At 61.8% G+C, this 13,097-nt stretch carries 12 protein-coding genes and 2 pseudogenes; 8 read left to right on the top strand and 6 right to left on the bottom strand.

Annotation, left to right across the window (positions count from 1 at the left end):
* The first annotated feature begins 459 nt into the window (after positions 1-459).
* Entirely contained in the window at positions 460-819 is a 360-nt protein-coding gene (locus B4400_RS23940) for a DUF5994 family protein (RefSeq protein WP_078313138.1), read from the top strand.
* On the opposite strand, the pseudogene B4400_RS25180 reads toward B4400_RS23940, so the two are convergent.
* The 3 genes and pseudogenes from B4400_RS25180 to B4400_RS23925 form a co-directional block, all read right to left on the bottom strand.
* Positions 816-1,217, bottom strand: a pseudogene (locus tag B4400_RS25180) (arsenate reductase ArsC); the annotation flags it as partial. The gene B4400_RS23940 and the pseudogene B4400_RS25180 overlap by 4 nt on opposite strands.
* Before the next feature lie 64 nt (positions 1,218-1,281).
* Positions 1,282-2,317: pseudogene (gene arsB / locus B4400_RS23930) on the bottom strand (ACR3 family arsenite efflux transporter); the annotation flags it as partial.
* A complete protein-coding gene (locus B4400_RS23925) occupies positions 2,314-2,745 on the bottom strand; it encodes an ArsI/CadI family heavy metal resistance metalloenzyme (RefSeq protein WP_078313137.1) in 432 nt (143 codons plus the stop codon). The pseudogene arsB and the gene B4400_RS23925, both read right to left, overlap by 4 nt.
* Before the next feature lie 100 nt (positions 2,746-2,845).
* On the opposite strand from B4400_RS23925, the gene B4400_RS23920 reads away from it, so the two are divergent.
* Complete coding sequence (locus B4400_RS23920; protein ID WP_078313129.1) at positions 2,846-3,205, top strand: Rv2640c family ArsR-like transcriptional regulator; 360 nt, start codon at positions 2,846-2,848, stop codon at positions 3,203-3,205.
* Positions 3,206-3,241: 36 nt separating this feature from the next.
* On the opposite strand, the gene B4400_RS23915 is transcribed toward B4400_RS23920, so the two are convergent.
* Both B4400_RS23915 and B4400_RS23910 read right to left on the bottom strand, forming a co-directional pair.
* On the bottom strand, positions 3,242-3,694 hold the full coding sequence (locus tag B4400_RS23915) for a DUF5994 family protein (protein WP_078313128.1): 453 nt from the start codon (positions 3,692-3,694) through the stop codon (positions 3,242-3,244).
* A 246-nt stretch (positions 3,695-3,940) separates the two neighbouring features.
* Positions 3,941-4,936, bottom strand: a complete 996-nt coding sequence (locus B4400_RS23910; RefSeq protein WP_078313127.1) for an AraC family transcriptional regulator — start codon at positions 4,934-4,936, stop codon at positions 3,941-3,943.
* 124 nt (positions 4,937-5,060) lie between these two features.
* Here B4400_RS23910 and B4400_RS23905 point away from each other — a divergent pair, with 124 nt between their 5' ends.
* The 5 genes from B4400_RS23905 (at position 5,061) to B4400_RS23885 (ending at position 11,103) form a co-directional block, all read left to right on the top strand.
* Positions 5,061-6,077 (top strand): alcohol dehydrogenase catalytic domain-containing protein, encoded by a 1,017-nt coding sequence (locus B4400_RS23905; RefSeq protein WP_078313126.1) that lies wholly within the window; start codon positions 5,061-5,063, stop codon positions 6,075-6,077.
* Positions 6,078-6,286: 209 nt separating this feature from the next.
* Positions 6,287-7,330 (top strand): type 1 glutamine amidotransferase family protein, encoded by a 1,044-nt coding sequence (locus tag B4400_RS23900; protein WP_078313125.1) that lies wholly within the window; start codon positions 6,287-6,289, stop codon positions 7,328-7,330.
* A 160-nt stretch (positions 7,331-7,490) separates the two neighbouring features.
* Entirely contained in the window at positions 7,491-8,720 is a 1,230-nt protein-coding gene (locus B4400_RS23895; protein WP_078313124.1) for a low temperature requirement protein A, read from the top strand.
* Between the two features lie 137 nt (positions 8,721-8,857).
* Positions 8,858-9,982 carry an acyl-CoA dehydrogenase family protein gene (locus B4400_RS23890; protein WP_078313123.1) on the top strand — a complete coding sequence of 375 codons (1,125 nt, stop codon included), beginning with the start codon at positions 8,858-8,860 and terminating at the stop codon, positions 9,980-9,982.
* Positions 9,982-11,103, top strand: coding sequence for a CaiB/BaiF CoA transferase family protein (locus B4400_RS23885; protein ID WP_078313122.1), 1,122 nt, complete (start codon positions 9,982-9,984; stop codon positions 11,101-11,103). Before B4400_RS23890 ends, B4400_RS23885 begins: the two co-directional genes overlap by 1 nt.
* Here B4400_RS23885 and B4400_RS23880 read toward each other — a convergent pair.
* The gene (locus B4400_RS23880) at positions 11,100-12,110 is read right to left on the bottom strand and encodes an AraC family transcriptional regulator (RefSeq protein ID WP_078313121.1); all 1,011 of its coding nucleotides are present in this window, start codon (positions 12,108-12,110) and stop codon (positions 11,100-11,102) included. The genes B4400_RS23885 and B4400_RS23880 overlap by 4 nt on opposite strands.
* Positions 12,111-12,234: 124 nt before the next feature.
* On the opposite strand from B4400_RS23880, the gene B4400_RS23875 reads away from it, so the two are divergent.
* Entirely contained in the window at positions 12,235-13,089 is an 855-nt protein-coding gene (locus B4400_RS23875; protein ID WP_078313120.1) for a MaoC/PaaZ C-terminal domain-containing protein, read from the top strand.
* Positions 13,090-13,097: the final 8 nt, after the last annotated feature.

Here is a 13,097-nt window from a genome sequence, read left to right as displayed (position 1 = left end):
AAAGGACTTCTGCATGGACACGTTCCTCAGATTGGGGAGCCAGACGGATACCGCAACTAGCAGTACACGTATCCAGCAGTTACAGAAAGCTAGCATGTTCAGGCCGCGAATGGGCGACTACTGGGAGCACTCACCCAAATGAAAGCATTCCGTAACCATCCCCGAGTTCGGCCGGCATAGTCCTCGGATCGTCGGCGGCGTGAGCCAATCGCGGACTTTTGACATATTCAAAATTGTTGAGTGTCAACCATTTACAAATCCGCGCCAACGGAGCCCCCGAAAGGGGGGTAATATTGGTCAAGTAACGATGGCGGTGGCACGTACCTAGCACCAACTGTTTCGGCTCATACGGATTCCCTTGTCTGAGTCCCACTGAGCAACAAGGAAGTACGTATGACACAGGCCGAATATCCTGGTCCGCCGATCCGCTTTACGTTAGGCCCGCGCAAGACCGGCAGGATGAACGGTGCGTGGTGGCCGCAAGACGACGGATTCATCGCGAGGGAACTGTCACCGCTGATTGAAGAGCTGTCCGAGCACATTGGTCCGGTCAACCAGGTGTCCCTGAACTGGAAGGCCGGGTCGCCCCGGTCGAGTATGAGATCGGCGGCCATGCCTCCGACGCTCGCCAACCGTGCGTTCCATTGGGTAGTCACACTCCAGGGCGAGCATCGGACGGTGCGGATCCTCATGGTGCCGGCACGCACCAACCGGATTCTCGCCAGGGTGATCATGCGCTTAGCCGCGCAAATGCCCCTGCTTGATTCTCCCAAGGAGGACGAAGTCTCCGCGGCCCTCCGAATCATCATGGCCGCTTAGCCCGTGATGTTGAGCCGATCCAGTAGGTTGCGAACCCGCCGTTCTATCTCGTCTCGGATAGGACGCACGGCCTCGATCGGCTGCCCGGCCGGGTCGGGTAGGTCCCAGTTCTCGTACTGCTTCCCGGGGTAGTGCGGGCAGGTGTCACCGCAGCCCATGGTGACCACGACATCGGCGCCTTGCACGATCGCGTCGGTCCAGGGTTTGGGGTATTCACTGGTGATGTCGATGCCCCGCTCAGCCATGACTTCGACAGCGGCGGGGTTGATGTGCTTTGCGGGTTCCGAACCGCCCGACCATGCAACGGCTCGATGACCAGCTGTATGGGTGAAGAATCCGAGAGCCATCTGGGAGCGGCCCGCGTTGTGGGTGCACAGAAACAATACGCTGGGCCTACCTTCGGTCATTGAACCGCCTCCTTGTCTACGGATTCGGGCATATTCTGTTGTCGCGCAACGGTAAATCGGCTGCGCAGCGCCAGAGACACGTAGACGAGCGCAACCAGGACCGGCACTTCGATCAGGGGGCCGACAACGCCAGCCAGCGCCTGGCCGGAAGTGGCGCCCCAGGTGGCGATCGCGACGGCGATGGCCAACTCGAAATTGTTCCCGGCAGCGGTGAACGCCAGCGTTGCCGTGCGCGCGTAGCCCAATCCCAGGACAGCGCCAAGCAGGTATCCGCCGCCCCACATGATGGCGAAGTAGGCCAGCAACGGCATCGCAATCCGCGCGACATCCCATGGGCGAGCAGAGATCTGAGTGCCCTGGAGGGCGAACAAGATCACGATGGTGAACAGCAGCCCCCAGAGGGCCCACGGGCCGACAGTCGGCAGGAATCGCGTTTCGTACCACGCGCGCCCCTTGATCCGTTCTCCGAGACGGCGGGATACGTATCCAGCCGCCAGTGGGATTCCCAGAAAGAGGAGCACGGATTTGGCAATCTGCCACGGGGAGGTATCGATGGCGGCTTGCGGCAAGTGCAGCCAACCGGGCAGTACAGCTAGGTAGAACCAGCCCAGCGCCGCGAACATGAACACCTGAAAGACCGAATTCAATGCGACGAGGAGAGCCGCGGCTTCTCGGTCACCGCAGGCGAGGTCGTTCCAGATGATTACCATGGCGATGCACCGAGCCAGGCCGACGACGATCAAGCCGGTTCGGTATTCGGGAAGGTCCGGCAACAGCAGCCATGCCAGCGCGAACATCAACGCCGGGCCGAGCAACCAGTTCAAGACCAGTGAGCCGATCAGCAGCTTACGGTCTGCGGTGACGTCCCCGAGGCGGTCGTAGCGCACCTTCGCCAGGACCGGGTACATCATGACGAGCAGCCCGATCGCGATGGGCAGCGAGATCCCGTCGACCTGAATCGTTTCCAGCACACGATCCAGTCCGGGGATCCAACGGCCCAGCAGCAGCCCGGCGGCCATCGCGAGGCCGATCCATACCGGCAAGAACCGATTCAGCGTGGACAATCGTCCCGCCGCGCCAGGTGTGCTCACTCCGGGTGCTCACACGCGCATGCCGCGTCGTGGGCGAGCGGCTCAGGACTGATGCCAAAGGTCTCCGAATCGGCCAAAACTGTGTATATTTCCCACTTTTCACGATCTGGCGCGGTCACCCACACCTTGTCTTGCGTCGCGAAGCAGCAGGTGGTGCCAGTCTCTTCCTCGGTGAACATGCCGGCATCGGTCAAGCGCGCAATCTCGGCGTGTACCTGCTCGCTGGATTCGACCTGCACCCCCAGATGGTTGATCGTGCCGCCGCGACCCGGGTTCTCCAACAGCACCAGCTTCAGTGGTGGGGAATCGATTGCGAAGTTCGCGTAACCCGGTTTGCGTTTGGCGGGATTCACACCAAAGAGCCTGGAGTAGAACTCGATTGACGCGTCGAGGTCGTCGACATTGAGAGCCAGCTGCACACGGGACACCGGTCCACCTCCGGGAATAATAAGATATTCATCGAACTCTTTGATGTGCTCAGTCTGCCATGTCTTTGACATATGTCAAAGACTTCGGGATGCTGGAAGCATGCCCAAGGCCCTTCCCGTGATAGACACCACCGGCCCCGTCTGTTGCGCGCCCGTGGCCGCAGGCCCGATGAGCGACGAGCAAGCCCTGGAAGTCGCGCTGCGTCTCAAGGCGCTTGCCGATCCTGTGCGGGTCAAGATCATGTCCCAGCTGTTCGGCGCACCCCAGGGGGAGATCATCAGCGGTGACCTCGCTGGCATCCTCGGACTCACCGAATCAACCGTCAGCCACCACATGAACCAATTGCGTAAAGCGGGACTGGTGGAATCCGACCGTCGCGGAATGAATGTTTATCACCGGCCGGTTCCGGATGCGCTCACCGCGCTCTGCACAGTTCTGGATCCCACCTGCTGCCGGTAAGAGGCGGACAGCGGCGAGATCAACCTGCTGGCTCGTTCAACCAGCTCGACGCGTCCCCGCCAGCAGCACTGCCGGGGCCGCAGTGCTACCCGGGACGGCTGCGTTAGTCATCACATCGTGCGCAAGGTGCGGGTCAGTCATCGGAGGGACGACTAGCAGCACTAGCTGACGACGATCCAGATCACTGATGTAGATGGTGTCCGCCCGCTGAGTGCGGTACCCGTCCAGCGACACCATACGATCGCCGTAGCGTAGCTGTTTTGGGGCCGCGTCCCATTCCTGGATGCGGTAGATCACCCGTTTAACGGCCCCCAATCGGGGACCTGCGGCATCCAAAAGCGTTGGCAGGTCTTGCGTTAGGTCTCGTGAGTGCGGCCACCATGCTCCGTCGACGTACCCGCTCCCATCACCATCGGGCTTTAACCGAAGACGAATGGAGTCGTCACTTTCGAATGTCGCCGGTACCACCAACGTGGCAACGTCAGTCATGATATTGGCGAGAATATTTGATGCGTCATCAGACGCTCCTAGCTTCAGCGCCCGTGTCCGGTGCTGAATCTTTCGACGACGCCGCGCCCATGAGTGAGCGGGTGCAAGATACCGTCTTCCCGTCAGCCTACTCGGATCGGCGACTCACACAAGGCGGCCGTAACTCTTTGGCTGTGCTTAATTTTCAGATGACCGGCGCCGGACTATCGGCGCCGTCATCGGAAACCCGCTCGTAGCGCTGGACGGTCACGACAGTGGTTGCCGCGTTTGTTCGGGGGTTTGGCCAGTCCAGCTGCGGAAGGCGCGGTAGAACGAGTTGGTGTCGTCGTAGGCAAGTAGCAGCGCGATCTGACTGATACTGGTGTCGCCCCGCGACAGGTAGTGGCGGGCCAAGTTTTCTCGTGTCTTGTTGAGCACCGCTTGAAAGCTGCTGCGTTCGAGCTGAAGCTGCCTCTGCAGTGTCCGTGCGCTCGTGGCCAATTTTCGGGCGACCGTCGCGATGTCGCTCTGGCCGGCCGGCAGCGCTTCCAGCAGGACGGTGCGCACTTGCTCCGTCATCGGCGAGGACTGCGTCAGCTCGGATGAGCGGCTGCGCAGTTGAGGGGCGAAGTAGTTCCACATCTGGAGGTCTTCGGTCAGGAAGGGGAGTGCGCAGTCCTCGGCCGAAAAGACAATTGCGTCAACGGGGCCCGATTCAATATCAGTGCCCAAATATTCACGAATGATGGCAGACCGGGGCGGGGGCTCGGTGGCGCAAACCCGCAGCGGAGCGATGTGCCGGTGGGTTCCGAGACGCGCCAACGCCGTCCAGAAGAGCAGTTCGCTGGTGGTCAACACGGCCGGTGGCTGCGTTTCGGTCAACCAGGTGTAGGTCAACAGAACGCGTTCGCTGTCCTCCTCAACCCTGACGTCGATGGGCGCAATCAGATGTTTGAATTTGGCGATTCGGTGGGCCGCGACGCTGAGGTTTGGGCTGCACAGCGCAGCAAATATAGGCGCATCGAAAACCTCGGCCGTGAGCGTGCGAGCTATGGCCACCGGCAGGGTGTCATGCCCGCTCGCCTGCTCGAGCGCCCGCCAGAACGCAAAGTAGCCTTCACTCGAGAGGTCAGTCGTTCCGCGGGTTAACAGATCTGGTGGCAGGCCTGCCTGCCGTAACACCACATCGGCCTGAATCCCCAGGTTATCGAGCAGAGGTTTGATCGCTGGCGAAAGTGTAAAGGTTCCTGAGTCCGTAGCCATCGTTAATAGTCTACGGGTTATGCACGCCACCTAATATGGCGCGATCTGCTAGTGACACGGCAGTCCGCTCCACTTAGCGTAGGCGCCAAGAACGCCCAAGAAACTCAACAAGGAGAGCTAATAGATGAAGGCCGCCGTTATCCCGGAGATCAATGCCACATGGGAACTGCGCGAGGTCCCGACACCGACCGCAGGACCCGGCGAGGTGCTGATCAAAGTGCACGCGTGCGGGATTTGCTTCACCGACGTGTGGACCACGCGCGGCGCCGCGGGTGACCTTTTCCCACTGATCACCGGCCACGAAGTCGTGGGCGAGGTTGTCGAGGTGGGCACCGGTGTCGACACGCGCAAGGTGGGCGATCGCATCGGCACCACCTGGGTGCAGTCCACTTGTGGCCGCTGCGACTACTGCAAAGAGAACCTGCCACTGTCGGGGCAGGCGGCCGTCAACTGCGCAGCGCCCCGCCTGACCGGCTTCAACGCCCAGGGCGGGCACGCCGAATACGTCGCTGTCACCGCGACCGGCACGGTACTAATTCCGGATGGCCTGTCCTTCGAGCTTGCCGCACCGATCTTTTGCGCCGGCTACACCACCTGGAGCGGTCTGCGCGCCGCTGAGCCAGCACCGCATGAGCGCGTCGCCATTGTCGGTATCGGTGGCCTGGGGCACCTGGCACTGCAGTTCGCGGCGGCATCCGGACTCGAGACCATCGCTGTCACTCACTCGCCCGACAAGCAGGAATTAGCCCGCAAGCTCGGGGCACACGAGGTAGTCGCGAGCGGTGAAGAGCTGTTGGCCGCCGGGGGCGCCGATGTGCTGTTGCTCTGCAGCAACTCCTACGACCAGGGCGCCGACGCGTTGAAGGGCCTGCGCCACGACGGCCGCGCGATATCAATGGGACTCGACCCCTTGGCCGATATCGTCATTCCGACCGATCGGCAGCGGCCCTTCTTCGCCCAGCGGCAGAAGGTTATTGGATCAACGCACAATGGGCTGCGCTACCTCACCGAGGCTCTGGAGTTCGCCGCGGCCGGGAAGGTGGTCCCCATGATCGAGACCTTCCCCAAAGAGGAAGTCAGTACTGCCGTGGCAAAGGTCATCGCGGGCGACGTACGGTTCCGCGCCGTCATCACCTACTGACTAGCGGCGCTATCCGGTAAACGGACTGGCCGTACGCAGGTGCTCAGCACAGGCACCTGCGTACGGCCAGAGGCATCGATGTACCCGCGGGTACATCGATGCCGCCGCGTAGGTCGATGTTCGCGGGTGCCCGGTGCGGTGCCGCCAGAAGGCCAGCACAGGACAGTTCTTTTACATCAAGCCATCACCATCGAATGTGAGTATCAGGTATGTCCGAACAAGCAACCAGCAAATCGGAGACTTCGGTTGCCGGGCAGCGGCCCAAGGCGCTGGTGCTGATGTCGTCGAATAAGGTGCTGCCACTCGCGGAACCGGCAGGACATCCTGGGGTTTCCACAGGGGTCTTCTTTATCGAACTGGGCCAGATCCTGCAAGAGTTCGGCCCGGATTACGACTTCACCTTCGCTACGACCGACGGCCAGCTGCCGCAGGTCGACATCAACGGCTTTGCGCTGCAATGGCAGGCGGTCGAAGAGCTTACGTCGGCGATGCTCGCGACCACCGCGGAGGAGGCTCTCGGATTTGACGCGGACAAGTTCCGTGCACGTCGCCCTGAACTGATCGCCCGCCGCGACTCCGAGCTTGATCTGGCCTACCGCTACTTGGGCAACGTGCCGGTTTCTGAAGTCTTGCCCAGAACAGATAAGGAGGTCGCGCCGCTGCGGGATGAGATCGCCGCCCGCTTCGCGTCGTTGCCTTCTAAGACGTACTTCTCGGCGCAACAACTGGTGGAGCGTGACCGCGACCCTGAGGACGCTTTCGATCTCGGCGACTACGACTTCGCTCATATCCCCGGTGGGCACGCGCCGATGGTCGACTACGTCGACAATCCCTGGCTCGGCGAGTTGATCAACGTCCTGCATGAGAAGGGCGTGCTGGTCTCGTTGATCTGCCATGCCCCCGTCGCCATGGTCTCGGCCGCAAAGTACCGGGTCGATAAGGACGGCAACCCCGTGCCCAACACGGCCAACCCGTTCAAGGGCATCACGGTGACCACCGTGCCGAAATACGCCGAAATCCTTGCCTGCCAAACCGCATTCCTCAAACTGCCCGGCCACAAGACCCGCCCCACCTACTACGTGGACGAGGCCCTCGAAGAAGCTGGATTCACGTTCGAGGGCGTTTTCCCCAATGCCGGTGCGCCCAAGCTCATCTGGGAACCCAGCGTCCGCATCCTCACCGGCAACGGCCCCCAAGCCGTCGACCAACAAGCCGCCATGCTCCGCACCCTGCTCACCGGGCGAGGCAACTAGCGATTCCTGTGGCCGGGGCGGTCGGGCCACCTTCGAGCCAAGATGACCGATCGATGTGATGATTGGCGGTGCGAGTTCACAGCTATCTCGCCGTCTAGATTCGTGTGAGGAGGCCAGAGTGACTATCCACGCAAAGGCACCGGCGCACAGGCTTCGTGCGATGGCTGGGCGTGACCCGCATGAATCTCACCGGGTCGCGACACCGCTTGAACTTCTGTACGACCTGACCTTTGTCGTGGCCTTCAGCGTCGCGGCGAACGAACTCGCTCATTCGCTGTCGGCTGGCCACATTGGCGCCGGGCTAGCGGGATTCGGATTCGCGACGTTCGCGATCTGTTGGGCCTGGGTCAATTTCAGCTGGTTCGCATCGGCCTATGACACCGACGACTGGGCCTACCGAGTCCTGACAATGGGTCAGATGGCCGGTGTCATCATCTTGGCGCTCGGAATCCCGCAGATGTACGCATCGATCGCCAAGGGCGAACATGTGGACAACCAAGTCATGGTGGCGGGCTACGTCGTGATACGTGCCGCCATGATCGTGCAGTGGTTACGGGCAGCACAGCAGAATCCCGAACGCCGGTCCGCTTGCCTTACCTACGCATTGACTATCGGTGTGGCCCAGTTGTTATGGGTCGGTGTAATCATCATCCACACATCGGTGCCTGTGACGTTCGTGCTGGTTCTGCTTGTTACGGCCGTTGAGATGATCGGCCCCCTGATCGCCGAAACCCTGCAGGGCGGCACGCCGTGGCACCCGCACCATATCGCCGAGCGCTACGGATTGCTGGCGATCATCGCTCTCGGGGAAGGCATAGCCGGCACAGTCGCGTCGCTGTCCGCAGTAGTCGGCGCCCAAGGCTGGTCGACGGATGCGGTGCTCGTGATAATCGCGGGCGTCGGGCTGACCTTCGGCATGTGGTGGATCTACTTCGTGCTTCCCTTTGGAGACTTGCTGCACGCGCACCGTTCACGGGCCATCCCTTTCGCGCTCGTGCACATCGGAATCTTCGCGTCGATTATCGCCACTGGCGCGGGTCTACACATCGCCGCCTACTACATCGAACATCACACCGAATTAGGATCGCTTGCAACCGTATTGACGGTCGCGATCCCTGTTGCTGCCTACATCGGCACTGTGTACTTACTAGGCGCGATACTCGTGCGGCTGTGGGATCCATTCCACATACTCCTGGTTGTGCTGACCGCCATGGTGCTAGGCGCGGCCGTGTGGCTGGCCGCAGGAGGAGTGCCGATGGCGGTGTGCCTGGTCATTCTCACCGGCGCGCCCCTTGTCACCGTGGCCGGATTCGAGGTCATCGGGCATCGCCATGCCTCGCAGGCAATCGCGGCATCAATCTCTAGAGGAGCTCCTGCCGACGGCCGTTGAGATGTCGGATGCGTGAGCGGTCGGGTCAAACTTGTGGCCGTCTCGGTCATTGGTCGCGTGAACAGTTCGCCATAGCGTCGGTGAAAACCGAACATGGACGAAGGAGTTCTGCTGTGGCGTTGCATCGCTCAAGCTGGATGGACAAGGACCTTGACGCGCTTGCCGAGCTAGCACGCCGGTTCTTCGAAAAGGAGTGCACGCCGAATGAGCAGCGCTGGGGCCGGCAGCAATCCGTCGACCGCGACGTCTGGAAGCGTGCTGGGGAACTAGGGCTGCTGTGCTTGAGCATTCCGGAGGAGTACGGCGGTGGCGGGGGGAACTTTGCGCACGAAGCGGTCGTCGCGATCGAACAGGTCCGCGCGCTGGCACCAAGTTTCGGCGGGCTGCTGCACAGCGCGATCATCGCGCACTACATCAATGCCTATGGCACCGAGGAACAGAAGAAGACCTGGTTGCCCAAGATGGCATCGGGTGATGTAGTCAGCGCGATCGCGATGACCGAACCCGGCACCGGTTCGGATCTGCAGTCCATCAAGACCAAGGCGGTCAAAGACGGCGACGACTACCTCATCAGCGGCGCCAAGACGTTCATTTCGAACGGCCAGCTCGCCGATCTCGTGGTCGTCGTCGTCAAGACCGACCCAGAAGGCCTTGGAGCAGACAGTGTTTCACTGATCCTGGTAGAGACCGACCGCGAGGGCTTCCGGCGCGGACGCAACCTGGAGAAAATCGGCCAGCACGGTCAGGACACCTGTGAGCTGTTCTTCGACGATGTCCGGGTGCCGCAATGCAATTTGGTCGGCACGGTCGAGGGCCTCGGGTTCATTCAACTGATGCAGCAGCTGCCTCAGGAGCGATTGGTCCTCGCTGTCGCCGCAACGGCCGCGATCGAGAAGACCGTTAATCTCACCGTCGCATACACCAAGGAACGTGAGGCATTTGGGCGGCCGATCTTCACATTCCAGAACACCCAGTTCGTCCTCGCTGAGGGCGACACGATCAAGTCCGTCGCGTGGAGTTTCCTCGATGACTGCGTGACCAAACACCTGGCCGGAGAACTCGATGTGCCCACGGCCGCCAAGGCCAAGTGGTGGCTCACCGAGCAGCAATGCAAGGTGGCCGACGAATGCCTACAGCTCTTCGGCGGCTACGGCTACATGCAGGAGTATCCGATCTCACGGCTCTACGCCGATGCCCGCATTCAGAAGGTATATGGCGGCACCAACGAGATCATGAAGACAATCATCGCCAAGGCACTGTGATGGGACCACTTTGCGGGGTCAAGATCGTCGAAATCGCTAGCCTTGCACCGGCTCCGTTCGGGTGTATGGTCCTGGCCGATCTGGGCGCCGACGTGCTGCGAGTGGAACGCGCCGGGGCGCCCGGCGACGGTCTCGCGCCGCCGGATGGTCCTCTTGACCGTGGAAAACGCACCATCAAACTGGATCTGAAGAACCCCGAAGACCTGCATACGTTGTACGCACTGGTGGAGCAGGCAGATGTGTTCGTCGAGGGGTTCCGGCCCGGGGTCGCCGAGCGGCTCGGTATCGGGCCGGCGGACCTGGAGCACCGCAATTCGCGTTTGGTGTACGGGCGAATGACCGGTTGGGGTCAGCAGGGGCCGCTCGCCAGTACCGCTGGTCACGACATCAACTACATCGCCTTGTCCGGGGCGCTCGAACTCATCGGACGCTCGGGGGAACGACCCGTACCGCCTGGCAACATCATCGGCGACTTCGCCGGTGGTGGAATGCTGCTGGCACTGGGAGTCGTCTCTGCGCTCTACGAACGCGACCGGTCCGGCAAGGGACAGGTGGTTGACGCTGCCATGGTCGACGGGGCCGCCCTGTACACGGCGTTCATGCACGGAATGCACGCGGTCGGTTTGTGGAACCAGCCGCGTGGGGAGAACGCTCTGGACGGCGGCGCGCCGTTCTACGACACCTATGAGTGCGCGGACGGCCGTTACGTCGCCGTCGGATGCGTGGAATTCCCCTTCTATGTACAGCTTCTGGCCGCACTCGGCATCGACGACCCCGACCTGCCGTTCCAGTTGGACGCATCCGGATGGGCGCAGCTCAAGGAGGTGATCGGGGCCAAGATCAAAGAACGCACCCGCGACGAGTGGGCTGCCCTGTTCGCGAACTCCGACGCCTGCGTGACACCGGTGCTGAGTCCCTGGGAGGCACATGAGCACGGACATAACCAGGCTCGTGAGGCCTTCATCGAGGTCAGCGGACTGCGTCAGCCCGCCCCGGCACCGCGTTTCAGCCGGACCCCCGCGCCGCATCCCGAACCGCATACCGCGGACTCATCGGTGCTCGCAAAGATGCTGTCCGACTGGGGGATTGCCGATGATCAAGTCAAACGGCTGACCGGTTAGTGCTGATACGAACCTGGCGGGCTACCGGTCCAGCGACGAAACGCACGCGAAAAGGCGCTGGGCTCTGAGAATCCAAGTCGGCGCGACAGCGCGGCTACGGTTTCCTCGCCGCGCACCAGGCTCGTGATCGCCGCATCACGGAGAATCTCTTCTTTGATCTCGCGCGGCGACGTGCCCTCGTCGCGGAGTTTGCGCCGCAATGTTTGGGGGCTCATGGTCAACGTCGCTGCGATCTCGTCGAAGCTCAGCCAGTTTCCGGTCAGACCTTGGGCAAGCAGCAGACGTACCCGGCTGGCCGTGGACGTCGCATAGCTGCGATAGGTGATCACGCTCGCCGGCGCGTGACGAAGATAGTCGTCCAATGAACCTTCGTCACGGACGACGGGTGCCGACAAGTTATCTCTGTCGAACACCAGCGTCGGGTGATCGGCCGAAAAGACCATGGGCGCACCGAATATCAGGTCATAGTCGTCTACCTCCGCGCGTTCGGCATACGGGACTTCAACCCGACGCAGCGGTATCCGCTTTCCGATGGCCCATCCCAGGAACCGGTGTGTCATGGCGAGCAAGGTGTCGATCAGAAGGTCCACCGGTTGCTCGATCTTGCTGAGATCGATCGATAATGTTGCGGTGTCGCCCCGAACTATGACGGTGACGGGCGGAATTCCGGGCACGGCCCGTTTGAAATCTGCGAACCGTTGCATCGCCGCACCGAGATCTGGCGCGTTGATCAGCGCGTAGCAGAGGAGCCGAAACGTGCCGCGGGGGACGGGCGTGAGCCCGAGACCCAGCAGTTCGTCATCCGTTTGGCGCCACAGCTCCCGAAACAGGACGCCTGCTTGATCTGTCGTCACCCGCGAACGGCCCTCTGCCAGCAGCGTCGGCGAGACTCCGGCGGCGCCCAGCATCGTCTCGACGTCCCAGCCACAGCGCAACGCCAGCCCAGCGAAGGCCTGAACCCGCTGGATCGGGATCGTGTACGCGGTCGCCGCGTCAAGAAGAGGCACGTAGATGAAGCTACCGTGCCGGCGCGATCAGTTCGGTCAAGAAGGCGAGAAGTTCGGTCATCGCGGGCTAGGCCTCGGGTTCGTAACGTCATCAACCAGATTCGATGTTGCGCAAGGAGAATGTATGGCCAACCGTGAGGGATTCAACCTGGACCGCCTGGGCCAGTGGACCGAGGAGCAGGAGTTCAAGGTCGAGCGGGAGCAGACAATTGCCTACGCAAAGGCAACCAACGACCCAATCGCCGCCCACCTGGAAGGCACCTATGCGCCTCCGGTGTTCGCGGTAGTACCAGTCACCGCGATCATGGCCGACGCAACCATGGGGGTGGTTCCCGATGAGCTGATGATGCGAATCCTCCATGGCGAGCATGACTTCCGCATCCACCGGCCGATCGAGCCCGGCGAAATCCTGACGGTGCGCGCGAAGCCGATCGGTATCGAGGGCAAGGACTCGGGCGTCGTCGTCACAACGCTGATGGAAACCCGCAGCAATCGGGGCGATCTGGTCAACGAGCAGTACTTCATCGGCTTTTTCCGCGGCGGTACATTCGACGGCACCGTGGGGGAGAGAAGCCCTGAGCATAGTTTTGACGCGTCGCTGCGTGACCGTAAGCCGGACTTCAGCGCGGTCCAGACGTTCGATGAGGACCAGACGTTCCGTTACAGCGGGCCCGCGGGCGATCCGATGCCGATCCATTTGGATGACGATTTCGCCAAGGCAATGGGCTTGCCGGGCATCATCATTCATGGTCTATGCACCATCGCCTTCACCTCGCACGCGCTGCTATCGCAGCTGTGCCCAGATGATCCCAGTCGTCTCAAGCGGCTTGCGGTGCGGCTCAGCAAGCCCGCACTGCCGAAGGAAACGATCACCAGCAGGTTCTGGAACACGGGCGAGGGTATCTATGCCTTCGAGACCGCCGGTGATGAGAAGCCCGGCAAGTTCGTCATCACGGATGGCTTGGCTGAGTACGCCTAGAAAGGCAA

The sequence above is a fragment of the Mycobacterium sp. D16Q13 genome, from assembly GCF_002013375.1.
Classification (GTDB): Bacteria; Actinomycetota; Actinomycetes; order Mycobacteriales; family Mycobacteriaceae; genus Mycobacterium.
The sequence above is the reverse complement of the archived record's forward strand: the minus strand, read 5'-3'. Positions and strand labels throughout refer to the sequence as shown.

What these genes read in the sequence shown, in the direction of transcription:
- B4400_RS23940 (WP_078313138.1), top strand. Translation starts at nt 460, where the DNA reads ATGAACGGTGCGTGGTGGCCGCAAGACGACGGATTCATCGCGAGGGAA.
- B4400_RS23920 (WP_078313129.1), top strand. Translation starts at nt 2,846, where the DNA reads ATGCCCAAGGCCCTTCCCGTGATAGACACCACCGGCCCCGTCTGTTGC.
- B4400_RS23915 (WP_078313128.1), bottom strand. Translation starts at nt 3,694, where the DNA reads ATGACTGACGTTGCCACGTTGGTGGTACCGGCGACATTCGAAAGTGAC.
- B4400_RS23910 (WP_078313127.1), bottom strand. Translation starts at nt 4,936, where the DNA reads ATGGCTACGGACTCAGGAACCTTTACACTTTCGCCAGCGATCAAACCT.
- B4400_RS23905 (WP_078313126.1), top strand. Translation starts at nt 5,061, where the DNA reads ATGAAGGCCGCCGTTATCCCGGAGATCAATGCCACATGGGAACTGCGC.
- B4400_RS23900 (WP_078313125.1), top strand. Translation starts at nt 6,287, where the DNA reads ATGTCCGAACAAGCAACCAGCAAATCGGAGACTTCGGTTGCCGGGCAG.
- B4400_RS23895 (WP_078313124.1), top strand. Translation starts at nt 7,491, where the DNA reads ATGGCTGGGCGTGACCCGCATGAATCTCACCGGGTCGCGACACCGCTT.
- B4400_RS23890 (WP_078313123.1), top strand. Translation starts at nt 8,858, where the DNA reads ATGGACAAGGACCTTGACGCGCTTGCCGAGCTAGCACGCCGGTTCTTC.
- B4400_RS23885 (WP_078313122.1), top strand. Translation starts at nt 9,982, where the DNA reads ATGGGACCACTTTGCGGGGTCAAGATCGTCGAAATCGCTAGCCTTGCA.
- B4400_RS23875 (WP_078313120.1), top strand. Translation starts at nt 12,235, where the DNA reads ATGGCCAACCGTGAGGGATTCAACCTGGACCGCCTGGGCCAGTGGACC.